Source organism: Hyphomicrobiales bacterium (assembly GCA_016125495.1).
In the GTDB taxonomy this organism is placed as follows: Bacteria; Pseudomonadota; Alphaproteobacteria; order Rhizobiales; family RI-29; genus RI-29.
Genome location: WGLQ01000007.1, coordinates 168,150 through 192,329 on the forward strand (window position 1 = coordinate 168,150; position 24,180 = coordinate 192,329).

Below are 24,180 nucleotides of genomic sequence, written 5' to 3' on the forward strand. Positions count from 1 at the left end.
GGCCTAGACGCCGAGCCACTGCGCCTGCGCCGCCTCGTCGACGCGGATTTGCGCGGGCCCCCCGCGCCAGACGACCCGGCCGCGCCCGATGATCGCCACGTCGTCGGCGAGGCTGGTCGCGAACCCGAAATTCTGTTCGACGAGCACCATCGTCAAACCCTCGGAACGCAATTCCGCAAGCTTGTCGTGGATGAGACCGACGATGATCGGCGCGAGCCCCTCGGTCGGCTCGTCGAGGATGAGCAGGCGCGGGTTCATGAGGAGACCGCGCGCGATGGCGAGCATCTGCTGCTCGCCCCCCGAGAGCTGCGCACCGCCGTTCCCGAGCCTATCGGCCAGTCGCGGGAAAAGCCCGAGGACGCGATCCAACGTCCACTTGACTTCCCCGCGCCGGGCGATGCGTTCGGCCAGCGCAAGGTTCTCGCGCACCGTAAGCGACGGAAAAATATCCCTCGTCTCCGGAACATAGGCGACTCCGAGGGCCGCGATCTCGTATGGCCGCAAGCGGGCGATCGAGCGCCCATCGAGCCGGACGTCGCCGCTGCGCGCGCCGAGCAACCCCATGATGCACTTGAGCGTAGTCGTCTTGCCGGCGCCGTTGCGCCCGAGCACCGCGAGCACGCGCCCGGCTTGGGCAGCGAGCGAGATGCCGTGCAGCACCCGCGTCTCCCCGTAACCCGCCACGACGCTCTCGAGTTCAAGCATGGCCATCCCAGCTGCCGAGATAGATTTCCCTGACGATCGGGCTCTGACGGGCCGCCTGCGGCTCGCCCTCGAACACGACCTCACCGTAGTTCAGCACCGTCACCCGGTCCGCGACGTCGAATGCCAGATCCATGTCGTGCTCGATGATCAGCATCGTGAGGTCGCGGGGAAGCCGCTGGACGAGTTTGTGGAAGCTGTCGATCATGTTGGGCCCGACACCCGAAGTCGGCTCGTCCATCAGCAGCACCACCGGCCGGCCGGCGAGCGCGATGCCGACCTCGAGCTGGCGGCGCTGGCCATAGGCGAGGGCATCGACCGGCATGGCGAGCACGTCCTCGAGCCCGACTTGGCCCGCCACCTCGGCGACGGTCTCGCGCACGACCGCATCGGTCAGGCAATCCCTGATCAGCGACCAGGTCTTGCGACCGGCCACCGCCGCCGCCAGTCCGAGATTTTCTCCGACCGTGAGCCCCGAGAGGAGGTTGTTCTTCTGGTAGCTGCGCGCCAGCCCGAGCCGGGCACGCGCCGCCACACCGAGCCTCGTGGCCTCGACACCCGCGATGCGGATGCTGCCGGCGTCGGGCGCGAGTTCGCCCGCCAGGATGTTGAAAAGCGTCGTCTTGCCAGCCCCGTTCGGCCCGAGGATGACCCGCCGCTCCCCCTTCTCGAGCCGGAGCGAGACGTTGTTGGTCACCTCGAGGGCGCCGAACCGCTTGCGCAGATTGCGCGCTTCAAGCATGCCCACTCTCCCCGCCGGGTCGGGTCGCCGCCTCGCCGACGGCCTCTGCGTCGCCGGGGCCGCCAGGGCCGCCGGCCGCGTTCGCCGCCCCGCCGATTGCCCTCCCCGCGCCCGAGCGCCGCCCGACGAACCGTTCGATCTCCCCGAAGATGCCCCGACCACCGGAAAGGACGGCCACGATGAGCACGATCCCCACCACGATGTGCCAGTGATTCGTGAGGCTCGAGACCTCGTGCTTCAGCAACACCAGCACCGCCGCCCCGAGGATCGGCCCGACCAGTGTCCCGAGGCCGCCGAGGATGACAACGACCAGCACCTCACCGGAAACGGTCCAGAAAAGGAGACCCGGCGAGACATACTGCGAATACTGGGCAGCGAGAACGCCCGCGAGCCCCGCAAGCCCACCCGAGATCGCGAACGCCGCCGCCTTCGTCGACCACAGCGTCAGCCCGAGCGCGCGCATCCGCGCCTCGTTGGCGCGCATGCCGACCATGGCCCTCCCGAGGCCCGAGCGCAGCACCTGGGCGGCGGCTAGATAGCCGATCGCGGCAATCAGGATGCAGAAGAGCGCGAACTGACGCGGATCGCCGAGATCGACACCGATGACCGAAAGGTCTAGCCGAGGCACGCCGGACAGCCCGTCGTCACCTCCGAAGTCGCGGTTCTTGAAGACGTAGACATACGCCATCTGCCCGAAGGCCAGCGTCGCCATGATGAAGAAAATGCCATGCGTGCGTGCCGTGACCGCGCCGATGAAGCCGGCCGCGAGCGCCGAAAGCAACACCCCGCCCGCCATGGCCGCTGGCGCCGACCAGCCGGCCGCGGTCGTCGTCATCGCGAAGACATAGGCACCGACGCCATAGAGCGCGCCGTGACAGAGCGAGATCGTGCCGGCATAGCCCGCGACCAGATCGAGGCTGACTGCGAGCAGCGCGAGGATCGCGATCTCGGCAAGCAATTCGAGCCCGAAATAGCCCGTGGTATAGGCGTGCAGCACCCCGGCCGCCGCGAGCAACAGCAGGGTCACCGTCTTGAGGTGGGTCTGTTGGAACATTCCTCAAGCCCTCGCCGGGAAAAGACCTTGCGGCCTGAGGATCAGCACCGCCGCGAGCATGATGTAGACGAGCACCGCCGACAGTTCCGGCGCCAGCACCGCCCCGAACGTCTCGATCGAGCCGACCAGCAGCGAACCGGAGATCGCCCCCTTGAGGCTGCCGAGTCCGCCGACGACGACGACGATCAGCGTCGGGATGAGAATGTCGGTTCCCATGTTCGGCTCGACCGACAGGATCGGTCCGGCAACGACACCGGCGAGCCCGGCGAGCGCGCAGCCAAGGCAGAAGACCGCAAAGAAGACCTTTTCGACATCGACGCCGAGACAGGCCGCCATTGCCTCGTTGTCGACACCTGCCCGGATCATGGCACCGAACTGGGTACGCGAGAGAACCAGCCAGAGCCCCACGAGAACCATCAGGCCGAGGACGATGACGAAAAGCCGGTATGCGGGGTAGGGATTACCGAGGATCGAAACACGGCCCGAGAAAACCTCCGGTGCGGAAAAGCTCAGCGCGATGTCCCCCCAGCCCATGCGGAAGATGTCGAGGAAGACGAAGATCAGCCCGAATGTCACCAGCACCTGGTTCATCGGGCCGAGCTGACGCATGTGGCGCACGAGGCCGAGATAGAGCAGGGCGCCGACCACGGTGACCGCGAGCGGGGCGAGAAGGAATGCCGCCCAGTAGTTGCCGGTCGCACCCGCGATGCTGAAGCCGATGAAAGCGCCGAGCGCATAGAAGGCACCGTGCGCCAGGTTGACGAAGTGCAGGAGCCCGAAGATCACCGTCAGGCCGATCGACAGGAGAAAATAGAGCATCGAGAGCTGCAGCGCGTTGAGCGTCTGCACGATCCAGAAGCTGGCTTCGGTTGTCATCCGCGCGCTCGTCCGGTCCCGATCGGAAGGAAAGAATAAACGTCGAGCCGCGCTCGCCAACGCGCCGGAGCCGGAGCGATCACGAGCCGGGAGGCGGCCTTCATCGCCTCCCGGTCGATTGATCGCCGCTGCTACTGCAGCTTGCAGCCCATCGGTTCGTCACGGACGTTCTCGACGACGCCCACCACCTTCTGCGTGAGCCCGCCCTCACCTGCGACGGTCTCGAAGATGTAGATGTTCTGGACGATGTTGTTGGTCGCCGGATCGATCTGGAAGGGACCACGGGGCCCCTCGAACTTGACCGCCGAGAGGGCACGCGCGAGCGCCTCACTGTCGCCGGGGTTGGTCTTGAGCGCCTCGACGAGCGCACGGCCGGCGTCGTAGCCCTGCACCGCATACTCCGACGGCACCCGGTTGTACTTGGCCTTGAAGACCTCGACGAACTCCTTGTTCGCCGGCGTATCGATCGTCGGCACGTAATGGAGCGAGGCGATCACACCCTCGGCCGCCGGCCCTTGCGCGTTGACGTAGAGCGGGGAGGTCAGGAAGCCCGAGCCGTAGAGCTTCATTTTCCCTTTGACACCGAATTCGGCGTACTGCTTGACGAACGCGATCGCCTCACCGCCCGCATAGAAGACGAAAATGCCATCCGCGCCGGAGTTCATCGCCTTCGTCAGGTAGGGCCCGAAATCCTTGGTCTGGCGGAACGGGGTCCAGTCACTGCCGACGATCTCGCCGCCGACTTTGGTGAACTCCTTGCTGAACGTTTCGATCATCTGGTGACCGGCGGCGTAGTCGGCCGCGAGCGTGTAGATCTTACGCACGCCCTGGCTGTAGAGCCAGGAGCCCATCGGCCGGTTGACCTGACCGTTTGAGAAGGAAACGCGCACGATATAGCGGCTGCAGTTCTCACCCGTGGCGTCGTCGTTGCCGGCATTGGCGACAATCAGCGGCATTTTGGACTGGTCGATGAAGTCACGGATCGCCGCCAGCACGCCGGACGAGACGATGCCGACCATCACGTCGACCTTGTCCTCGAGCACCATCTTCTTGGCCTTGGCGAGCCCGACCGGCGGCTTGACCTCGGTGTCTTCGCGCACGATCTCGAAGGTCGCGCCGGCCTCCGCACCATGCCGCTCGAGCGCGAGCGCGAAGCCCTCGTCGATCTCCTTGCCGAGCGCGGCAAAGACGCTCGAATAGGGCAGCAGCAGCCCGACCTTGACGCTCTTGGCCTCCGCGGGAACCACGGCCATCGCCGTGGTCGCCACCAGCAGCCCGGCCGCCAGCGCCTGCAATGACTTCCTCATACGTTTCCTCCCAACTCGTTGATGGTTGGCGCGATCCTGATGGGCCACGTTCGCGCGACGCTAGGACAGCGCTCGCCGCAAATCAAGCATTATAATTCATGATCCATGGTGGGCGCCCCCATCGAACCGACGCACGCTCCGACAGGCAGCACTCCCGGATCGGACCGTCAACCACACCCGTCTCGTGACACCCAGCCCCGGCACCGAACCCACCGTGATGACCCTGCCACGGGACGCCAGGATCACCATCGAAGCCTCTTGCTGACCTCGGAGGATGATGCAATATAGTGCATATCAACCTGCCGTCGTCGCGCCCCGGCTCCAGGCCACTCGCCAGCCGCCGCGGCGGCAAGAGCAGGGTTTGCGGGCATCGACGGCTGATTGCCGTGCCGTGCCCCGTGTCAGGGAGGACGCCAAGTTGAATGACACGAACGGCAATGCGGCACGATATTTCGTCGACCGCCACGTGAGCGAAGGGCGCGGCGACAGGTCTGCATTCCTCGAAGGCGAGCGCACGCTGAGTTACGGGGACCTCGCCCGCCAGAGCGACCTCATGGTGGGGCTGCTCGCCCGGCACGGCATTCGTCGCGAGCAGCGGGTCGCCATGCTGGTGCTCGACACCATCGAGTTTCCCGTCATCTTCTGGGGCGCGATCAAGGCCGGGGTCGTGCCGGTGCCGCTCAACACGCTGCTCTCGCGCGACTATTACGAGTTCATCTTGCAGGACAGCCGCGCCCGCGCGCTCTTCGTTTCCGAGGCCCTGCTGGCGACGGTCGCCCCCATCCTCGGCCGCCTCGCCGATCTCGAACAGGTGTTCGTCATCGCCGCCGGCCCCGGCCCCAGCGCACCGGCCCGTCGAAGCTTCTGGGGGCGCGGCACTCAAGCCACCGCGCGCGCCGACGGCCACCTCGACTTTGCGAGCGAACTCGCCCGTGCCACCCCCGGCACGATGGTCGAGGCGTCCCCCGACGACTGCGCCTTCTGGCTCTACTCCTCCGGCTCGACGGGTTGGCCGAAGGGCGTGCGCCACGTTCACGAGAGCCTCGCGGCCACTGCCGACACGTATGGCGCCCAGGTGCTCGCCATCCGCAAGGACGACACCGTCTATTCGGCAGCCAAGCTGTTCTTTGCCTATGGTCTCGGCAACAGCATGACGTTCCCGATGTCGGTCGGCGCCACCACGGCGCTGCTGCCCACCCGCCCGACACCCGACAGCGTCTTTGCCACCTTCGCGCGCTATCGGCCGACCATATTCTTCGGCGTACCGACCCTCTATGCCGCTCTCCTGGCGGCGGCTGGCGGCGCGCGGCCCGCGGGCCTCGAGCGCTTGCGCCTCTGCGCCTCGGCCGGCGAGGCGCTGCCGGAGGACATCGGCAAGCGCTGGAAGGCGCTGACCGGAGCCGACATCCTCGACGGTGTCGGTTCGACCGAGATGCTCCACATTTTCCTCTCGAACGCACCCGGCAACGTCGTCTACGGCACTTCCGGAATTGCGGTCCCCGGCTATGACCTGAGGCTCGTCGACGAGGCGAACGAGGACGTCGCGGACGGTGAGGTCGGCGAATTGCTGGTCAAGGGTCCTTCGGCATCGGAGGGTTATTGGAATCAGCGCGCCAAGAGCCGCAGCACCTTCGAGGGACACTGGACCCGCACCGGCGACAAATACGAACGCCGTGCGGATGGACGCTACGTCTATTGCGGTCGCACCGACGACATGTTCAAGGTCGGGGGCATCTGGGTCTCGCCCTTCGAGGTCGAGCAAGCGCTGATCTCCCACCCCAGCGTGCTCGAAGCCGCCGTCATCGCCAGCGAAGACGCCGAGCACCTGTTGAAGCCCAAGGCATTCGTCGTCCTCAAGGCGGGCGAAAGCTCGCGCGACCTCGCCGAGGAACTGAAGGCACACGTCCAGGCCGCCGTCGGCAAATGGAAATATCCGCGCTGGATCGAATTCGTCTCCGAATTGCCGAAGACGGCGACAGGCAAGATCCAACGCTTCAAGCTGCGCGAGCTCGAGGAGCGCCCCAAGTGAACGGGCAGGGCGTGAGCTGGCAGAACTGGCGATCGATCGAAGCGCCGACACTCGACATGGACGGTGCCCGACTCGAATGCAGGGCTTGGGGCCCGCCGCCGCACGAGGCTCCGACCATCGTGCTCCTGCACGAAGGACTCGGCTCCATGGCGCTCTGGCGGGACTTCCCGAACCGTCTGGCCGAGGCGACCGGGCACGGCGTGTTCGCCTTTTCCCGCTTGGGCTATGGCCGCTCGGACGCCTGCGCGCTCCCCCGCCCGCTCGATTTCATGACGCACGAGGCGGTCGACGTCCTGCCCCGGGTGCTCGATGCGATCGGCTTTCGGCGCGGCCTCATCGTCGGGCACAGCGACGGCGCCTCGATCGCCGCCATCCATGCCGGAACCGTTGCCGATCCCCGAGTGACGGGCATCGTTCTAATCGCCCCGCATTTCTTCACCGAGCCGATGGGCCTCGCCGAGATCGCGAAGGCCCGGCAGGCATTCGACCACGGTGACCTGCGCACCCGCCTCGCCCGCTACCACGACCATGTCGATGCCGCCTTTCGCGGCTGGAACGACGTCTGGCTTCACCCCGATTTCGCCTCCTGGCAAATCACCGAACCGCTCTCGCGCATCGACCGCCCCGTCCTCGCCATCCAGGGACGAGGGGACCAGTACGGCACCCTCGCCCAGATCGAGATCGTCCGCGAGCTGGCGCGTGGCCCGGTCGAACTCGCGGTGCTGGAGGATTGCCGCCACGCCTGCCACATCGAGCAGCCCGAGCGGTTGATGACCTTGGTCGCGGGCTTCGCCGAACGCTTCGCCGGCCAAGGCGCACGCCCGTTGGTGGCAACCCATCGCGAGTCGAAGCCATGACGCGCGCGCGAACCGGTACAGGGCTCGGTGGACCGCTACCCTGGCCGGCCCTCCCCAACACACCGCACCGGCCGGGCTCGACCGCCCGTCCCGACGCCGACCACCCGGCCAGCCGCATGGCGCGGCGCGTCACGTCGGCCCCGACCGAAGCCGACTGGAGCAGCAACCACCCCTACCTCTACGGCCACGCCCTGCTGCGCGCCGGCTTCCATTGGGAGGCGCACGAAGTCTGGGAAGCCGTCTGGATGGCGAGCCGGCCGAACAGCCGCGAGCGCGCCCTCGTGCAGGGCCTCATCCAGGTGGCCAACGCCGCACTCAAATTGTCCATGGGTCGCCTCGGCGCCGGCAAGCGCCTCGCCCTGCTCGCGGCCGACCGCTTTCGCGATGCCGACCCGTCCGGATCGAAAGAGCCCCTTCTCGGAGTTCTGGTCGGACCGATCTCCAAGGAACTCGCCTCGCTGGCCGCGCGGATCGCCTCCCAAGGCTCCGGCACGACCGAAACCGCAGCCGACGCAGGGCAGATTCTCCAGGCGCTCCATGACGAGTTGACTTGCATTATAATGCACAATAGCGCACAAGTTGACGCCGCCCTGCACGAGGTAACCGCGCAGATCGCGTTGCCACCCGCACAGCAACTGCATTATAATACCTGATCCGACAGAGGGAGAGCCCGCGTGACCTTCATCGACTTCCAGACCGATCCCTCACGCTACCGCCACTGGCGCATCGAGCTGGATGGCGACGTCGCCCATCTCGTCATGGACGTCGCCGAAGATGGCGGGTTGCTCGGCGGCTACGAGTTGAAGCTCAATTCGTACGACCTCGGCGTCGACATCGAACTGGCGGACGCGGTGCAGCGCTTGCGCTTCGAGTATCCACAGGTGCGCTGCGTCGTCATCCGCTCGGGCAAGGAGCGCGTCTTCTGTGCTGGCGCCAACATCCGCATGCTGGCGGCCGCCGACCACGCCCACAAGGTCAACTTCTGCAAGTTCACCAACGAGACGCGCATCGCGCTCGAGGAGAACGGGTCGGCCTCGGGCCAGACCTACATTGCAGCCATCAGGGGCGCGTGCGCGGGCGGCGGCTACGAACTCGCCCTCGCGTGTGACCACATCATCCTCGCCGACGACGGCGCCTCGTCCGTGGCACTCCCGGAGGTCCCGCTGCTCGCCGTCCTGCCCGGCACGGGCGGCCTCACCCGCGTCACCGACAAGCGCAAGGTGCGCCGTGACCTCGCGGATGTTTTCTGTTCCATCGAGGAGGGCATCAAGGGGCGCCGCGCGGTGGAATGGCGCCTCGTCGATGAAATCGTCCCGAACTCACGCTTCGAGGAGATCGTCGCCGAACGGGCACGCGAGTTCGCCACCCGCTCGAGCCGCCCGGCCGGCGCGAAGGGCGTTGCCCTCACCCCGCTCGAGCGCACCATCGGCGCCGATACGATCACCTATTCGAGCGTAGAAGTCGCCATCGATCGGGCGGCCCGCCGCGCCAGCCTCACGATACATGGCCCCATCGATGCAGCCCCCGCCTCACCCGACGCGCTCGCCGAGGAGGGCGCCGGCAGCTGGATCATCCGCGCCGCGCGCGAACTCGACGACGCAATCCTGCACTTGCGCCTCAACGAGCTCGAGATCGGCCTCCTCGTCATCCGCACCGTCGGCGATCCGGCCGCCGTCCTCGCTCACGAAGCCGTCGTCCTCGGCCATCCCGAGCATTGGTTGGCCAACGAGGTGCGCCACCTCTGGCGGCGGGTCCTGAAGCGCGTCGATCTCACCGCGCGCTCGATCGCGACGTTCATCGAGCCGGGCTCCTGCTTTGCGGGCGTGCTCGCCGAACTCACCTTCGCCGCCGACCGCAGCTACATGGCGAGTGGCGAATTCGAGGGCGACAACCGGCCGGCAGCGACGCTCACACTCTCGCCGGCTAATTTCGGTCCCTTCCCGATGTCGAACGGCCTCTCGCGCCTCGAGACGCGCTTCCTCGGCGAGCCCGAGCGCATCGAGGCCGCGCGAAAGGCGATGGGCGATACCCTCGATGGCGATGCGGCCCGCGAGGCCGGCCTCGTCACCTTCGCCTTCGACGACATCGACTGGGCCGACGAGACGCGCATTTTCCTCGAGGAACGCGCCAGCTTTTCCCCCGACGCCATGACGGCGATGGAGGCGAATTTGCGCTTTGCCGGCCCCGAGACCATGGAAACGCGAATCTTCGGCCGCCTCACCGCCTGGCAGAACTGGGTCTTCCAGCGCCCCAACGCCGTCGGAGAGAAGGGCGCACTGAAGCGCTACGGAACGGGCGTTCGCGGCGAATACGACATGCGCCGGGTCTGAGAAGTCGAGGCCGCGACGAAACCACGGAGGAGAGGAATGCCCGAGGCCATCGATCTTGCAGCAAAGCTCGCCTCATTCAGCGAACACTAGTCCCCGAAGATCGTCTCGGCCTTCAATGGCCACGACATCATGGTCGTCAAGCTGAAGGGCGAATACGTCTGGCATGCCCACGAGAACACCGATGATTTTTTCCTCGTTCTCGAGGGCCGCATGCGCATCGAGACGGAGGCGGGTGACGTACACCTCGAGAAGGGAGGACTCTACGTTGTCCCCAGGGGTGTCCGCCACCGCCCGGTCGCCGACGAGGAGGCGCACGTGCTGCTGATCGAGATCGCGGGAGAACCCAACACTGGCGACAGCACCGAGCGTGCGGCTGCCGTCAAGACGCGTATCTGAGTGCCGCCCGCCGGCCGAACGAGAGAGGAACGAGCGATGCATGACCTCATCAACGTCAGTTACGACACGCTGATCCCGAACAACGTCAGCCTCTCGAGCGACCGGCGGGTTCTGAAAGCGCTGGAGAAGTGGCACCCCGGTTACATCAACTGGTGGAACGACATGGGCCCCGAAGGCTTCCAGGAGAGCCTCGTCTATTTGCGCACGGCCGTCAGTGTCGACCCCAAGGGCTGGGCGAAGTTCGATTATGTCCGCATGCCCGAGTACCGCTGGGGCGTGCTGCTGGCACCGCAGGTCGAGGACCGGCGCGTGCCTTGCGGCGAGCACCTCGGCGAGCCCGCCTGGCAGGAGGTGCCGGGAGAATATCGCGCCATGCTGCGCCGGCTCATCGTCATCCAGGGCGACACCGAGCCCGCCTCCGTCGAGCAGCAGCGCCATCTCGGCAAGACCGCTCCCTCCCTCTACGACATGCGCAATCTCTTCCAGGTGAACGTCGAGGAGGGCCGTCACCTCTGGGCCATGGTTTACCTCCTCCACAAGTACTTCGGTGCCGACGGACGCGAAGAGGCCGATGAGTTGCTGCGCCGCCAGTCCGGCTCGGCCGAAGCGCCCCGCATGCTCGGGGCCTTCAACGAGGAGACGCCCGATTGGCTCTCCTTCTTCATGTTCACCTATTTCACCGACCGCGACGGCAAGATGCAGCTCGAGGCCCTCGCCCAGTCGGGTTTCGATCCCCTCTCGCGCACCTGCCGCTTCATGCTGACCGAGGAGGCGCATCACATGTTCGTCGGAGAGACGGGCGTCGGGCGCACCATCCAGCGGACCTGCGAGGCGATGAATGAGGCCGGCATCGAGGACCCCTACGACATCGCGGCCGTTCGCGCTCTCGGCGTCATCGACCTGCCCACCATCCAGAAAAAGGCGAACCTGCACTATACTCTTTCCCTCGACCTCTTCGGCTCGGAGGTCTCGACGAATGCGGCAAACGCCTTCAACGCCGGCATCAAGGGCCGCTACCAGGAGGCGCGTCTCGACGACGATCATCGGCTCTCCGGTGCGACCTATCCCGTGCGCCTCTTGAAGGATGGCGCGATCATCGCCGAGGACATGCCCGCGCTCTCGGCGATCAATATGCGGCTGCGCGACGACTACAGCCGCGATGCCGGCGGCGGCGTCAAGCGCTGGAACCAGATCATCGAAAAGTCCGGCATCGCCTTCGAGCTCAAATTGCCGCACGAGGGCTTTCACCGGCAGATCGGCGCCTTTACGCGCGCGCCGATCACCCCCGAGGGTACGGTTCTCGGAACCGAGGAGTGGAATGCGCGGCGCGACGAGTGGCTTCCCTCCAAGGCCGACGGCGACTTCATCCAGTCGCTCATGAAGCCGCAATGGGAGCCCGGCAAGTATGCCGGTTGGATCGCCCCACCCCGCGTCGGCATCGACAACAAGCCCGGCGATTTCGAGTACGTGAAGCTCCACATGGCCTGATTGGCACCTCTGCCCCGGCGTCCACCCCTGCGGTCGGATGCTGGGGCGCCGCCCCCCTGCCTGGCATGACGCAAAGGGATTGAAACGGGACGATGACGACGCACAGCCCCATCAAACAGCACCTGATCGACCCCGAGATTTGCATCCGCTGCCACACCTGTGAGGAGGCGTGCCCGGTTGGCGCCATCACGCACGACGACCAGAACGTCGTCGTCGACGCCACCAAGTGCGAGTACTGCATGGCGTGCATCGCGCCGTGCCCGACCGGATCGATCGACAACTGGCGCGTCGTCCTCTCCCCCTATTCGCTCGAAGAGCAGCTCTCGTGGAGCGAGTTGCCGGCCCAGGAAACGCTCGCCGCCCCCGATGGCAGCGGCGACGCTCCGGGCACGATCGAAGCGCTCGAAGGGGAAATCGAGCGGCTCCTCTCCGAAGCTCACGCCGGCGCGGGCGGGCCGGCACGCGCCCCTGCGTCCGCCTCCAAGGCCACGGTCAACCTTTACAGCCGCACCCACCCCGCCATAGCCGTCGTCCAGGGAAATTATCGCCTCACCGGTGAGGCCGCCGACAGTGACGTCCGCCACATCATTCTCGACCTCGGCCAGCAGGTCTTTCCCGTCCTCGAGGGCCAGAGCGTCGGCGTGCTCGCGCCGGGTCTCGATGGCAATGGCGAGCCGCATCGCATCCGCCTCTATTCCGTCTCGAGCCCACGCGACGGCGAACGGCCGAACACCAACAATCTCTCCCTGACGGTGAAGCGCGAGCCGGGCGGGGTCTGCTCGAACTTCCTCTGCGACCTCGCCAAGGGCGACGAGGTCCGCCTGACAGGGCCATTTGGCGCAACCTTCCTGATGCCAGACGACCCAGCCGCCCGCCTCGTCATGATCTGTACCGGGACTGGTTCGGCCCCGATGCGCGCCTTCACCATGCGCCACCGCCGCACGCAGCCGGACGCGCGCGGTCGCCTCCATCTCTACTTCGGCGCCCGCACCCCCGAGAGCCTGCCCTATTTCGGTCCCCTCAACAAGATTCCCGCCGACGTCATGGATCGCCACCTGGTTTTCTCGCGCGTTCCGGGGCATGAGAAGGAATACGTCCAGGATCGCATCGCGCGTGAGGCCGGACGGCTCGGCCCGCTGCTTGCCGATCCCGGAACGCACATCTACATCTGCGGCCTCAAGGCCATGGAGGCGGGCGTCGACGCCGCCCTCTCGGGCGTTGCCCAGGCCGCCGGCCGGGACTGGGGCGATCTCAAAGCCGCGATGCGCCGTCAGGGCCGCTACCATGTGGAGACCTATTGATGGCCAAGGGCATGCGCATGCCACCGCCGGCCGGCGACTTTCCGATGCCCGCCGAACCTCCCCCGGTCGGCCCTTGGCGCCACGTCCAGACCATCGGATGGGCGGAATGCGACGTCGCCCAGATCGTCTACACCGGCACGATGCCCCGCCTCGCGATCACCGCGATCGACGCATGGTGGACCGCCGTCACGGGCGCCGATTTCTACCGCCTCAACCTCGAGTATGGCATCGGCACGCCCTTCGTCCACATGAGCTTCGACTTTCGCTCACCCGTAACGCCCCGCCACCCGCTCGAGTGCATCGTCGGCGTTGCGCGGATCGGCAATTCCTCCGTGACATACGATGTGACCGGCCGACAGGCGCAAGCCCCTTGCTTTCAAGCGCGCCTCGTCTCGGCCTTTGTCGAAGCGGGCACCTTCACGAAGATCGCCATCCCGCCGCGCCTGAGGGAGAGGATCGCCGCCACGTGCGCCGCCCCCTCCCCCATCACCGGCCGGCTGGACTGACCGCGAGTTTGGAGAGGCATGGAGTTCTGAGATGGGCAGGCCAAGGGCAAACGTCTTGAACCTCCATGGCGTCGCACGGGACGAGACCGGCGAGGATGGCGGGGCGGACGACGGCGTCGGCGCCTTCCTCACCGCGGTCGGCGAGCGCGTCCATGCGTGCCGGACGCGAAAGGGCCTTTCCCGGCGCACGCTCTCCCAGAAGTCGGCCGTCTCCGAGCGCTACCTCGCCCAACTCGAGGCAGGCGCCGGTAACATCTCGATTTCCCTCCTGAGGCGCATCTCACTGGCACTCGACGTGCCGATCGAGTGGCTGCTCGCCGAGGAGGATCCCTGGCTCTCGGACACCCACGCCATCCTCGCCCTCTACCGTCATGCGAGCCCCGCCCAGAGGCGCAAGGTCCAGCAGATTCTCGATCCGGCCCTCGCCGGTGATCCCCGGGCCCGCCGCATCGCCTTCATCGGCTTGAGGGGAGCGGGAAAATCGACGATCGGACAGCTCTGTGCCGCCCGCCTCGATGCACCGTTTCACGAACTCAACGCCGAGATCGAACTGGTCGGCGGCATGCCGGTTCAGGAGATTTTCGCCCTCTACGGACAGGAGGGCTACCGGCGCCTCGAGCGCCAGGCGATCGAGCAGATCGCGGCGACCCACGACCGCGTCGTCCTGGCGGTTGCGGGAGGCATCGTCTCCGAGCCCGAAACCTTCGATTTCCTCTTGAAGAATTTCCATGCCATCTGGCTGCGCGCCGCCCCGACCGACCATCTCGAGCGGGTCCGCGGCCAGGGCGACGAGCGCCCGATGGCCGAGAGCGCGGCTCCCCTCGCCGAACTCCAGGACATCCTGCGCAGCCGCGAGGCGCTCTATGCGCGCGCGCGCGCCGTCGTCGAGACCAGCGGCCGCACCGTCGAGCGGACCCTGGCGGACACCCTCGACGTGATCTCGGCGCTCGGCATCTCCGGACCGCGTTGAGCGGTCCGTTTCAGTTCTTGCCCCCCTTGCCGCGCGAGGATTTCAACCCCTTTCCCTGGCCGGCACCATCATCGAGGTCGGCAACCCCACAGATCGCCCTCAGCGCCTTCCAATCCGCCTCCTCGAGTGCGGGACGCGCCTCGTAGGCCCCCTGATCGCGGATCGCGACAATGCGTTCGGCAACCGCCGGATGCGTGCTCAACAGTTCGAGCCCGCTCGCGAGCGTTGAGTTTCCGGCCTCCCCGGTGTCCTTCGTGATGCGCTCGAAGAAATCGCCGAGCGGTGCCGGTGAGATACCCGCCGCCCTGAGGAGACGAAGGCCCTCCTCGTCCGCCTCACGCTCGGCATCGCGCGAGTAGCGCAGTTGTAGGAGCAGCGCCCCGGCCGAAGCCAAGGTGTCCGAGCCGCCCGCAAAGACGATCTTGGCCGCGACGGTCAGCCCGAGCGCGCGCACCATGGCGGTCTCGGGGTGCAGATGAACCGCATGTCCGATCTCGTGGGCGAGAACACCGGCCACTTCGTCCGGCGACTGCGCGTTCGTCACGAGGCCCTTGGTCAGCACCACGCGTCCGCCGGGCAGCGCGAAGGCATTGTTGATGTTCCAGTCGACAACGTCCACGTCGAAACGCTGCATCGGCCCGGCGTTCTCGGTCAGACGCGAGACGAGGCGCTCGACGGCCGCGTTTCCCTCCGTCGTGTCACAGATCTTTCGCTCGCTCGCCACCGCCAGGAACACGCTCTCACCCGCCTTCTCCCGAAAACTCGACGGCATCAGGTTGGCGAGCGCGCGCGCCGGTGAAAGATCGAAGGCCCAGAAGACACCCGCGACGACCGCGACCCCGGCAGCCACCGCCAGCCCCGGCCGCGCAAACCGCCAGAGGTGAGCCTTGCGCCCGACGTGCGGCATCCGCGCGAGAAGGGCCTCGGCGAAATCGTCGTCCTCGATGAAAAGCGCGGTGCCCGGAGATGTCCTGGAATGCAACAACACGTCGAGGTGGTGGCGCCGCACCGGCGCCGAGGTCCAGACCGAATCGATCGGCCAGACTTCCTCGCGACCGGTATCGCCACGCGCCACCCGGATGCCGTTCGCGGCAAAACTGACACGCGCCTGATAGCTGGCGGCCGTCTTGCCGTCGCTGAGACGGGCCGTGTAGGTCTTGAGATCAGAACGGGTCAATGTCGAATGCCTCCGCCAGTCCCTCGCCTGTCCGGTCGAGGACACGCTTGTTCTGTACGATGGATGAAAAGTCGATCGGCCCCTCGACGCTGAACCGCTCGACGAAGTAGCGCATCAATCGCGCCTGCGCGACGGGCCTCAGGATCGTCAGCGAGAACACGACGAGCAGGAAATTGCTGACCACGATCCAGACCAGCCCGAGGGCGTGCACGTCCAGCCGCAATTTTGCGCCCATGAACGTCGTCTGTTCCGCGAAATAGCGGAAAACCTTGGCATTGTAGAGGGCGCTGAGGATCGCATAGCAGAGATAGATGAAAAGCCCGATCGCGATGAATGCGCCGATCGCGATCCCGTCGGGAGCCTCGAACGTCTTTTCCATGCGCTCGGGATCACCTTGCGCCAGGAAAGCCGCCATCCCCGCGAAGGCCGCGATCGCGACGAAGTAGAGCACGATCACCCCGATCCAGAGGACCGTGAAGCGCGGATAGAGCGGCCCGGCCTTGCCCGTGTAGGTGAAGCGCTTGTCCCCGAAGACCATTTCGTTGGTCAGGATCCGATTGAGGTAGTTGGTCTGCCAGGGCACCAGCCAACCCATGGTGAACGGCATCGCCAGCGTCGACCAGAATTGCGACAGCCCATAGGTGAGCGCCGAGCCCTCCATGGTTCCCCGGATGCCGCGGAACATGGTGCGCGACAGCCGGTAGCGCCGGGCGCGATAGACGGCGACGCCGATCAGGAAGAAAATGACGATGTAGAGGACGACGGTGGCGAGGATCACCCAGGGCGAGTTCGGCCCGAGGTAGATCTGCAGCCCGAACATCGCCAGCGCGACAGGCAGGAAAAAAAGTCCGATGACGATGAGCATGCCGTAGAAGAGCTCGCGCCCCGTCCCGGTATAGACGAGCGGTTCATCGTTGATGCGCACCGACGCCCAGATGCGCCGCCGCACCTCGGCCTTGCCCCAGAAATAGTAGATGCCCACCGTCAGCACCATGAGCGCGAAATTGAGGAGGCTGAGGACGATGAGATCGCTCGACTTGCCGCGCCAGGTGAAGACGACCGGTTCGCCGCGCTCCGCCTCGGTCGGGCCGGAACCCGCACCGGCGCCCTCGGAGGTCGCAACGCCGGCCGGCGCTGCCGGTTGACCGTCACGTTCCCTGTTCCAAGGTCCGATCGTCTCGAGCGACGGATCCCCCATCGACTCCTCCTTCGCCTTTTCCGAGCGATCCGCCCGAGCCGGATGCCCAGGCCCCGGCCAGCGCCGGCATGTGCTGAAACAGCTACCCGTATTCTGGAACCCCGAGAGGCCGCAATGCACGCGCTGCGGCATCCATTCGCCCGAGGCCCGGCGATCTCCACTCGCCGCCAGGAAATTGCCCCATCACCGCCAAGTGCCAGCCCGCTTCCCCGAATATCCCATCCTGGCTGAAACGAAGTGTTGCAATTCCAGCGGTTGGGTACCCCATGCGACTGCTCTTGGGAATGATGTTCATCGTCCTTGGCACCGGCTTCGTCGTCACGACGATCGGTGCTGCCAATCTCAATGATGCCGAACACGTCCGGCAGAATCTCGTCGTCCTCGGCCAGTCGGGCGCGGTGATCGCGGCCCTTCTGGCGCCCGCCCTCGTTTACATGGCGAGCATGGTGGTCGAGCGGGCCTGCCGGCTCGTTGGCTGGCAGGGCATCGCCGCCGCCGGGCTGCTCGTGCTGGTCGGCGCCGGCGCCTATGTCGCACAGCGCCTCGGACTGCCCATACCGGCGTTCTCGTGACACTGCGGGGCGGCACTGTTGCAGATTGGCAATCTGTTGCGGGTCCGTCACAAACCACGGGACCAACGCCGCTTTTGCGCCATAAACCGGTTCAACAGTTGCAGCAGCTATCGGGTGCGGCCTCGCGACTCGCCGGTGCTGCGGGGTGCGGCACGGCAATTGCCCGGCAACATTGAGAATTTGGATCGGTCCGGTCATAGAGTGGGCGAGGCGGCACTGCGCCGTCGTCCGACATCATGACAACGCCGACCGAGGGATATTATGAACGCCAGGACGTTCGACAAGTCGAAGCTGCCGAGCCGCCACGTCACGGAGGGACCCGAGCGTGCGCCACACCGCTCCTACTATTACGCGATGGGGCTCACCGAACAGCAAATCCACCAGCCGTTCGTCGGCGTCGTTTCCTGCTGGAACGAGGCCGCCCCGTGCAATATCGCGTTGATGCGGCAGGCGCAGTCGGTCAAGGCGGGCGTCGCCGAGAGTGGCGGCACCCCGCGCGAGTTCTGCACCATCACCGTGACCGACGGTATCGCCATGGGCCACCAGGGCATGAAGTCGTCGCTCGTCTCGCGCGATGTCATCGCCGATTCCGTCGAATTGACCATGCGTGGCCACTGCTACGACGCCATGGTTGGCCTTGCGGGCTGCGACAAGTCGCTGCCGGGCATCATGATGAGCATGGTGCGCCTCAACGTGCCGTCGGTCTTCATGTATGGCGGCTCGATCCTGCCGGGCCGCTTCCGCGGCCGTGACGTCACCGTGGTCGACGTCTTCGAGGCCGTCGGCAAGCACTCGTCGGGCGAGTATTCCGACGCCGATCTCCACGAACTCGAGTGTATCGCCTGCCCGAGTGCCGGGGCTTGTGGCGGCCAATTCACCGCCAACACCATGGCCTGCGTTTCCGAGGCGATCGGTCTTGCGCTGCCCGGCTCGGCCGGCGCGCCCGCACCCTACGAGAGCCGCGACGAATACGCCCTCGAGAGCGGCAAGGCGGTGATGCGACTGCTCGCCAGCGGCATCCGCCCGCGCGACATCGTCACGCGCAAGGCGCTCGAGAATGCCGCGACCATCGTTGCCGCCACCGGCGGCTCGACGAACGCTGCTCTCCACCTGCCGGCGATCGCGCACGAGGCGGGCATCGTTTTCGATCTCTTCGACGTCGCGGAGATCTTCAAGCGCACGCCCTACATCGCCGACCTCAAACCCGGCGGAAAGTACGTCGCCAAGGACGTCTTCGAGGCCGGTGGCGTCTCCATGATCCTGCGCGCATTGCTCGATGGCGGCTATCTGCACGAGGATTGCATCACGGTCAGCGGCAAGACGATCAAGGAGAACATCGCCGACGTCGCCTTCAACCACGACCAGGATGTCATCTATCCGGTCTCCAAGGCGCTGTCGCCGACGGGCGGCGTTGTCGGGCTTCGCGGCTCGCTCGCGCCGGAAGGTGCGATCGTCAAGGTCGCGGGCATGAAGAACCTGCGCTTCAGCGGTCCCGCGCGCTGCTTCAACTGCGAGGAGGACGCGTTCGCGGCGGTCGAAGCGGACCGGATCAAGGCCGGCGAGGTCATCGTGATCCGCTACGAAGGGCCCAGGGGCGGCCCCGGCATGCGCGAAATGCTCTCGACGACGGCCGCACTCTACGGTCGCGGCATGGGCGACAAGGTGGCGCTCGTGACGGACGGACGTTTTTCCGGCGCAACACGCGGCTTCTGTATCGGCCACGTCGGTCCGGAAGCGGCCGTGGGCGGGCCGATCGGCCTGCTGCGCGACGGCGACACCATCACCATCGACGCCGAGGCGGGCACCATCGACGTGGCGCTCGATGCGGCGGAACTCGAAAAACGGCGGAAGGCCTGGAAGGCCCCCGCCAATCCCTATCAGAGCGGCGTGCTTCGCAAGTACGCCGAGCAGGTCGGCCCCGCCCGTTATGGCGCGGTCACCCATGGCGGAGGCCAGGCGGAAGTTGAGTGCTACGCGGACATCTAAGGCCCTGGCGGCGCTCTGCGCCGCCACCAGCCTGTTCTTTGCGGCCCCGGCCGTTGCCCAGAGTCTGGGTGACGGCCTGGTGTTCCCGAACGCCGAGATCGCGTTCCGCGCCGGCGCGAGCGCCGTCGACCACCGGGAGCCGGATCTCGCGATCCCGGCCCTGGAGTTCGCCGCCGGGCGCGGCCACCTTCGCGCCAAGTACCTGCTGGCGCACGTCCTCGGGACAGGCGTCGGCCCGCATGTCGACCATCCCCGCGCGTTCCAGTTCTATTCCGAGATCGCTGCGCTGTTCTCCGATATCGATGTCTGGAGCAACGACGACCGCATCCCGCTGGTCGCTCGCGCCCTGTTCCGGGCGGCCCTTTACATGCGCGACGGCATTCCTTCGGGCCGTCTCGAGTCGGACCCTGTCACCGCGCGCTTCATGTTCGAGCGTGGCGCCACGGTCTTTGGCGATCCCTACGCCCAATTCGAGCTGGCCAAGATGCTGCTCGCCGGTCAGGGCGGGCAGGGCGATGTTCAAGCCGGCCTCTCTTGGCTCAAGCAGCTCTCGCGCGACGGATTCATCGAGGCTCAGGCTCATCTCGCCGACCTGCTCTGGCGCGGTGAGCATACCTCCGCGAACCCGGTCGGCGCGCTGATGTTGATCACCATTGCGCTCGACAATGCCGGGAGTGCCGACACGGTTTGGCTCAGTGAGCGGCACCACCAGATTTTCTGCAGCATGGCGCCCGAAGCGCGCGCGGCCGCCAGCAAGCGCGTGCTCGCCTGGCGCGAGCGCTACCGCCGCCGTCTGCCCCTTTCGAGCCGCAAGGACGACGATGGCTTCGTCGTCGGCCATTTCGTGCGCTTTTGTGACGACGGCTCGCGGGTTGCCGGCCCCCCCGCCGGCAGCGTGCCTGGCAGCCATGTGCCATCCTCGAGCGAGGGTGTGGTTCCGGCGCGCCCACTGCCGCCGTTGATGGGCCTGACGAGCGAGGGCGAAACGAACCTGGAACCGGCTTCGCCGCAGCGCTCGCCGCTGCGTGGTTTCATTCCCTCGCTGGATGGCTATATCGGCGGTGGCGACTAGCCAGCGATCGCCTCACACTCGGCAGTGCATGCCCCGAGCATTGTGAGGGCTGGCGTACGGCGCGCGGCTCGGGCGCCGTGTGGCGCGTCGCGATGTCGCAAGGCTCGCCCCGAAGGTCGGGCTGTCGGCACCGAGCCGGTCAGGGTCATCGTCGAGCGCCCTCCAAGGCGCTCGCCCCCACCCCCTTCGATATCACTCCGAGCGCGTCTCGATCTCCACGGTCCAGCCGCCGCTGCCGGTCGGCACGGCTCCTGTATCGTCCACGACGACCTCTTCGACCACCGTCGTGCCCCACCACTTCTCGCGCACCAGCTCGAGGTATTCCTCGCTGTCGTGGAGTTGCACACCGAGCGAGAGATCGGCTGCCGAAAGCCGTCCTATGGCAGCCAGCAGCGCGTAGGAGGACACCACCAGATCCCGGCGTGTCCCGACGATCGCCACTTGTGCATCGAGCAGTTCCTGCTCGGCGTCGAGCACGTCGAGGAGCGTCCGCTGGCCGACCCTCTGCTCTTCCCGCACGCCCGTGAGCGCTGTCTGGTTCGCCTCGACGCGGATCAGATCCGATTCGAGCTGGGCCCGGAACGACTGCAATTGCGACCACGCCGCGATGACTTCCGAGCGCGCCAAGAGACGCGCCTGCTCGATGTCCATGAAGCGCCCGTCGGCATTCTGGCGCGCCTGCCTCACCCGTGCCGAAACCTCGCCCGCCTGATAGATCGGCACCCGGACACGGCCGGTCAGCGTCGCCACCTCTCGGTCGTTGATCGTCCTGGAGGGATCGAACGTCTGCGAGTAGTTGGCCTCGAGGTTCACCTCCGGCAGAAACTCACCATAGATGCGGTCGACGGTGCGCTGCGCCGCCTGCTCGACGAACACCGCGGACGTGACCGTCGGGCTCTCGCCCATGGCGATCTCGACGGCCTCGTCGAGACTGTGCGGAATGAGGCTTTCGATCGGCGTTGCGGCCCTGAGGTTGCCAGGCGGGAAGCCGACGACCCGCTCGAAGGCGGCGCGGCTCGACTTCAGATTGGCGTTCGCGAGCTCGAGCTGCGAGCGGGCGAGGGCCGCGCGCGCTTTGGCCTGCGAAACGTCTGTGCGGGTCACTTCGCCGACCGCGAAGCGGTCCTGCGTTGCCGCCTCCTCGCGCCGCAGCACCACCACGTTGTTCTCGCGCAACTGCACGATAGCCTGGTCGCGCAGAACGTTCATGTAGACCGTGACCGCCGACAAGAGCAGGTCCTGCTCGGTCAGCCTGAGGCGCTCGCGAGCGGCCTTCACGGTGAGTTCCGCCTCCCGCACCGCGTTCACCGTGCGGTAGCCCCGGAAGATCGGTTGCGTCACCGTCAGCGAGTACGACTTCGGATTGATCGTGCCGTCGCTCGGCGACGAGGGATTGGTATCGGTCCACTGCCACTCGATCTCGCCGTTCGCCGAAACGGTCGGGCGATAGCCGGAGCGGGCCCTTGCCACCTCCTCGTCCGTGCCGCGCAGTCGGGCGCGCTCGCCCTTGAGGATCGGGTTGTTGGAATAGGCGGCCGAAAGCGCCTCCTTGAGGGTGACGGCCTCGGCCGACCCTACCGCGAGCGGCAACGAAGACACCACCGCGACGCCTGCGAGCAGCGCGGCTCTGAAGACGCGGCTGCACCGAGCAGTCGTCCAGCGCCCCCTCCTGGGGTCGATCGTCGCCGGTGCTTTCCACATGCCTTGTCGCGTCCTGTCGTTTTGCTCGGAACAGCGTTTTGTTAGCGAATCCAACAGCTCGCCCATCCATGGAAGCCATGGTTGAGTGCCATTATCAACAGGGGGGCGGCGACCTCCCCCCGTTCATCGCGCCCTAGCGCAATCCAGCAACAGCTGTTGGAGCCCAACGGCGGGCCCGCTATGGCGCCGATACCGTCAGGGTGGGGTGAACCGGTTAAGAGATCGTGAACCCATGCTCCATCGCGGGACGGCATGGTGCACGAGCGAGCGAGCGCGCGTGCCGAGCCCAGCCGAGAGGGCCGCAGCGAACGCCGGGCGGGCGGTCGATCACTGATCGAGAGTATCGATACGGGGCACGGCTGGAGCAGCGCAGGACCGGACCGCGTGCATCGACGCCCGGCCGCCCTTCGGAAACGGATTTAGAAAACGAACCCGCGCGGCCTGCGAAAGCCCGGCAACACAGGCCCCGAACAGGAAAACACGGCCCGTCCGCTCAATCGCCCGCCGGCTGCCTCGAATACCGTCGCGCGACCGGCCCCACCCTCGCCGACGATGGCAACAAGCCGTGCGCCGGGCTTGAGCTGCGCGGCGAAGGTTTCCGGCACGAACTCCACGCAGCCATTGAAAATAATGGCATCGTACGGCCCGCCGGCCGCATAGCCGTCCTCCAACGGCCCGGTGACCGTGGAGACCGAGAGCGCCCCGATCCGCGCCAGAGCCTCGTTCGCCGTGGCCGATAGCTCGGCATCCACCTCGAGACTGACGACCCCGCCCGCGATTCGAGCGAGCAATGCCGCCCCGTAGCCGGTGAGCGTACCGACCTCGAGCACCAGATCGTCCGCCTCCACACCGGCGAGTTGGATGAGGCGAGCATGCACCATCGGCCTCGGCAGCGCCCTCGCGGACGAGCCGCTGCCCGCCACCACCAGTTCCTCGTCCATGTAGGCCAGCGACTTCATCGCCGCCGGCACGAACTGCTCGCGAGCCACCTCCTGCATCGCGCGGATGACCCGCCGGTCGGTGACGTCGTAAGTCCGCACCTGAGATTCGACCATGTTCTCGCGCTGCACGGCACTGTCGATCATCGTGGTCCCTCGTATCCGGGCGGCCCCGTTCGCTATCCCGCCGGCTTGGCAGGAAGCGTCATCCAACGCCACGGCGATAGCCCCAAGCCACCCCCTGCGGCAACCCTGACGATTGTCGCCCACAGCCGAACACCGCATTCGACCGCATCGCTCGCCGGTGCGTCGAGCGCACCGAACGATGCGACCAGCCGTTCATGACATGCGCACCATGCCAGCGATCACCGTTGACATCGCCGGGGGGACGTCCTTTATGAGGGTCCGCCGTGCATCACCTTCCGGCCGCAGCCCTGGCGCGCGGCTGGCGCGGCGCGCGGAAGGCCACGTGGCGGAGTGGTGACGCAGCGGACTGCAAATCCGTATACCCCGGTTCGATTCCGGGCGTGGCCTCCACGACTTCCAACCGATGGTCGTTTGCCGACCGACAGCGCCCGGCGCGTTGGCTCAGGGCGCGACTGCTCCGAGATCGCCACAGCCCGGCGCAAAGGGGCTGGATTTCCGATCGGCCATCACCTATAAGCCGGGCTCGCCCTTGCTGCGGCGCACTGCGGCACACCGTATTCCCCGGTAGCTCAGTGGTAGAGCAATCGGCTGTTAACCGATTGGTCGCTGGTTCGAATCCGGCCCGGGGAGCCACCACTTCGCAAGGCGGCACAGCACGGCGGACCGCACCCTGGCTCCCGCTGCGGGACACATGGTTCCCGCTGGGCAGGCCAATCGCGACGCTCACCCCATCGATTGCCACCATTTGGCGGCCTCCCGACGCGCCCGAACCGTCGAATTGGCCCCCAGCTCGGCCTCTCCGCATGCGCCACTTGCCCAAGGCGGCAACAC

General features: G+C 66.7%; 20 protein-coding genes, 2 tRNA genes and 1 pseudogene. 13 read left to right on the plus strand and 10 right to left on the minus strand.

Features of this window, described 5'->3' with window-relative positions; translation table 11 throughout:
• Positions 1-3: 3 nt before the first annotated feature.
• The 5 genes from GC150_06235 to GC150_06255 all read right to left on the minus strand — a co-directional run bounded on the left by GC150_06235 (position 4) and on the right by GC150_06255 (position 4,627).
• Positions 4-705: an ATP-binding cassette domain-containing protein gene (locus tag GC150_06235; GenBank protein MBI1384492.1), complete on the minus strand. Its 702-nt coding sequence runs from the start codon at positions 703-705 to the stop codon at positions 4-6.
• On the minus strand, positions 698-1,444 hold the full coding sequence (locus GC150_06240; protein ID MBI1384493.1) for an ATP-binding cassette domain-containing protein: 747 nt from the start codon (positions 1,442-1,444) through the stop codon (positions 698-700). The genes GC150_06235 and GC150_06240 overlap by 8 nt, the downstream gene beginning before the upstream one ends.
• Positions 1,437-2,498, minus strand: a complete 1,062-nt coding sequence (locus tag GC150_06245) for a branched-chain amino acid ABC transporter permease (GenBank protein ID MBI1384494.1) — start codon at positions 2,496-2,498, stop codon at positions 1,437-1,439. Before GC150_06245 ends, GC150_06240 begins: the two co-directional genes overlap by 8 nt.
• A gap of 3 nt (positions 2,499-2,501) precedes the next feature.
• Entirely contained in the window at positions 2,502-3,374 is an 873-nt protein-coding gene (locus tag GC150_06250; GenBank protein MBI1384495.1) for a branched-chain amino acid ABC transporter permease, read from the minus strand.
• Between the two features lie 131 nt (positions 3,375-3,505).
• Positions 3,506-4,627, minus strand: coding sequence for an ABC transporter substrate-binding protein (locus GC150_06255; protein MBI1384496.1), 1,122 nt, complete (start codon positions 4,625-4,627; stop codon positions 3,506-3,508).
• A 472-nt stretch (positions 4,628-5,099) separates the two neighbouring features.
• On the opposite strand from GC150_06255, the gene GC150_06260 reads away from it, so the two are divergent.
• The 9 genes and pseudogenes from GC150_06260 (at position 5,100) to GC150_06300 (ending at position 14,558) form a co-directional block, all read left to right on the plus strand.
• On the plus strand, positions 5,100-6,710 hold the full coding sequence (locus GC150_06260) for a benzoate-CoA ligase family protein (GenBank protein ID MBI1384497.1): 1,611 nt from the start codon (positions 5,100-5,102) through the stop codon (positions 6,708-6,710).
• Positions 6,711-6,766: 56 nt separating this feature from the next.
• On the plus strand, positions 6,767-7,567 hold the full coding sequence (locus GC150_06265; GenBank protein MBI1384498.1) for an alpha/beta fold hydrolase: 801 nt from the start codon (positions 6,767-6,769) through the stop codon (positions 7,565-7,567).
• Between the two features lie 116 nt (positions 7,568-7,683).
• Positions 7,684-8,220 (plus strand): DUF309 domain-containing protein, encoded by a 537-nt coding sequence (locus tag GC150_06270; protein ID MBI1384499.1) that lies wholly within the window; start codon positions 7,684-7,686, stop codon positions 8,218-8,220.
• 21 nt (positions 8,221-8,241) lie between these two features.
• Positions 8,242-9,897, plus strand: coding sequence for a benzoyl-CoA-dihydrodiol lyase (locus tag GC150_06275; protein MBI1384500.1), 1,656 nt, complete (start codon positions 8,242-8,244; stop codon positions 9,895-9,897).
• A gap of 36 nt (positions 9,898-9,933) precedes the next feature.
• A pseudogene (locus GC150_06280) lies at positions 9,934-10,293 on the plus strand (cupin domain-containing protein).
• A 36-nt stretch (positions 10,294-10,329) separates the two neighbouring features.
• Positions 10,330-11,781 (plus strand): benzoyl-CoA 2,3-epoxidase subunit BoxB, encoded by a 1,452-nt coding sequence (gene boxB / locus GC150_06285; GenBank protein MBI1384501.1) that lies wholly within the window; start codon positions 10,330-10,332, stop codon positions 11,779-11,781.
• A gap of 92 nt (positions 11,782-11,873) precedes the next feature.
• Positions 11,874-13,082, plus strand: coding sequence for a benzoyl-CoA 2,3-epoxidase subunit BoxA (gene boxA / locus GC150_06290; protein MBI1384502.1), 1,209 nt, complete (start codon positions 11,874-11,876; stop codon positions 13,080-13,082).
• A 44-nt stretch (positions 13,083-13,126) separates the two neighbouring features.
• Positions 13,127-13,588 carry an acyl-CoA thioesterase gene (locus tag GC150_06295; protein MBI1384503.1) on the plus strand — a complete coding sequence of 154 codons (462 nt, stop codon included), beginning with the start codon at positions 13,127-13,129 and terminating at the stop codon, positions 13,586-13,588.
• 31 nt (positions 13,589-13,619) lie between these two features.
• Positions 13,620-14,558 (plus strand): helix-turn-helix domain-containing protein, encoded by a 939-nt coding sequence (locus GC150_06300; protein MBI1384504.1) that lies wholly within the window; start codon positions 13,620-13,622, stop codon positions 14,556-14,558.
• 10 nt (positions 14,559-14,568) lie between these two features.
• On the opposite strand, the gene GC150_06305 is transcribed toward GC150_06300, so the two are convergent.
• The 3 genes from GC150_06305 to GC150_06315 form a co-directional block, all read right to left on the minus strand.
• On the minus strand, positions 14,569-15,735 hold the full coding sequence (locus GC150_06305; GenBank protein MBI1384505.1) for a M48 family metalloprotease: 1,167 nt from the start codon (positions 15,733-15,735) through the stop codon (positions 14,569-14,571).
• Complete coding sequence (locus GC150_06310; GenBank protein ID MBI1384506.1) at positions 15,722-17,065, minus strand: DUF898 family protein; 1,344 nt, start codon at positions 17,063-17,065, stop codon at positions 15,722-15,724. Before GC150_06310 ends, GC150_06305 begins: the two co-directional genes overlap by 14 nt.
• 210 nt (positions 17,066-17,275) lie before the next feature.
• Positions 17,276-17,470: a hypothetical protein gene (locus GC150_06315; protein ID MBI1384507.1), complete on the minus strand. Its 195-nt coding sequence runs from the start codon at positions 17,468-17,470 to the stop codon at positions 17,276-17,278.
• 296 nt (positions 17,471-17,766) lie between these two features.
• On the opposite strand from GC150_06315, the gene ilvD reads away from it, so the two are divergent.
• A complete protein-coding gene (gene ilvD / locus GC150_06320) occupies positions 17,767-19,491 on the plus strand; it encodes a dihydroxy-acid dehydratase (protein MBI1384508.1) in 1,725 nt (574 codons plus the stop codon).
• Positions 19,469-20,563: a hypothetical protein gene (locus tag GC150_06325; GenBank protein MBI1384509.1), complete on the plus strand. Its 1,095-nt coding sequence runs from the start codon at positions 19,469-19,471 to the stop codon at positions 20,561-20,563. Before ilvD ends, GC150_06325 begins: the two co-directional genes overlap by 23 nt.
• Positions 20,564-20,755: 192 nt before the next feature.
• On the opposite strand, the gene GC150_06330 is transcribed toward GC150_06325, so the two are convergent.
• Both GC150_06330 and GC150_06335 read right to left on the minus strand, forming a co-directional pair.
• On the minus strand, positions 20,756-22,264 hold the full coding sequence (locus GC150_06330) for a TolC family outer membrane protein (protein MBI1384510.1): 1,509 nt from the start codon (positions 22,262-22,264) through the stop codon (positions 20,756-20,758).
• 419 nt (positions 22,265-22,683) lie between these two features.
• Positions 22,684-23,349, minus strand: coding sequence for a protein-L-isoaspartate O-methyltransferase (locus GC150_06335; GenBank protein MBI1384511.1), 666 nt, complete (start codon positions 23,347-23,349; stop codon positions 22,684-22,686).
• 316 nt (positions 23,350-23,665) lie between these two features.
• Here GC150_06335 and GC150_06340 point away from each other — a divergent pair.
• Positions 23,666-23,739 (plus strand) — tRNA-Cys (locus GC150_06340).
• Positions 23,740-23,907: 168 nt separating this feature from the next.
• Positions 23,908-23,982: transfer RNA gene (locus tag GC150_06345), tRNA-Asn, on the plus strand.
• Positions 23,983-24,180 lie beyond the last annotated feature (198 nt).

Coding starts and splice junctions, on each gene's coding strand:
- GC150_06235 (MBI1384492.1), bottom strand. CDS start 705: ATGCTTGAACTCGAGAGCGTCGTGGCGGGTTACGGGGAGACGCGGGTG.
- GC150_06265 (MBI1384498.1), top strand. CDS start 6,767: ATGGACGGTGCCCGACTCGAATGCAGGGCTTGGGGCCCGCCGCCGCAC.
- GC150_06270 (MBI1384499.1), top strand. CDS start 7,684: ATGGCGCGGCGCGTCACGTCGGCCCCGACCGAAGCCGACTGGAGCAGC.
- ilvD (MBI1384508.1), top strand. CDS start 17,767: ATGAACGCCAGGACGTTCGACAAGTCGAAGCTGCCGAGCCGCCACGTC.
- GC150_06245 (MBI1384494.1), bottom strand. CDS start 2,498: ATGTTCCAACAGACCCACCTCAAGACGGTGACCCTGCTGTTGCTCGCG.
- GC150_06330 (MBI1384510.1), bottom strand. CDS start 22,264: ATGTGGAAAGCACCGGCGACGATCGACCCCAGGAGGGGGCGCTGGACG.
- GC150_06255 (MBI1384496.1), bottom strand. CDS start 4,627: ATGGCCGTGGTTCCCGCGGAGGCCAAGAGCGTCAAGGTCGGGCTGCTG.
- GC150_06310 (MBI1384506.1), bottom strand. CDS start 17,065: ATGCCGCAGCGCGTGCATTGCGGCCTCTCGGGGTTCCAGAATACGGGT.
- boxA (MBI1384502.1), top strand. CDS start 11,874: ATGACGACGCACAGCCCCATCAAACAGCACCTGATCGACCCCGAGATT.
- GC150_06300 (MBI1384504.1), top strand. CDS start 13,620: ATGGGCAGGCCAAGGGCAAACGTCTTGAACCTCCATGGCGTCGCACGG.
- GC150_06240 (MBI1384493.1), bottom strand. CDS start 1,444: ATGCTTGAAGCGCGCAATCTGCGCAAGCGGTTCGGCGCCCTCGAGGTG.
- boxB (MBI1384501.1), top strand. CDS start 10,330: ATGCATGACCTCATCAACGTCAGTTACGACACGCTGATCCCGAACAAC.
- GC150_06335 (MBI1384511.1), bottom strand. CDS start 23,349: ATGATCGACAGTGCCGTGCAGCGCGAGAACATGGTCGAATCTCAGGTG.
- GC150_06295 (MBI1384503.1), top strand. CDS start 13,127: ATGCCCGCCGAACCTCCCCCGGTCGGCCCTTGGCGCCACGTCCAGACC.
- GC150_06250 (MBI1384495.1), bottom strand. CDS start 3,374: ATGACAACCGAAGCCAGCTTCTGGATCGTGCAGACGCTCAACGCGCTG.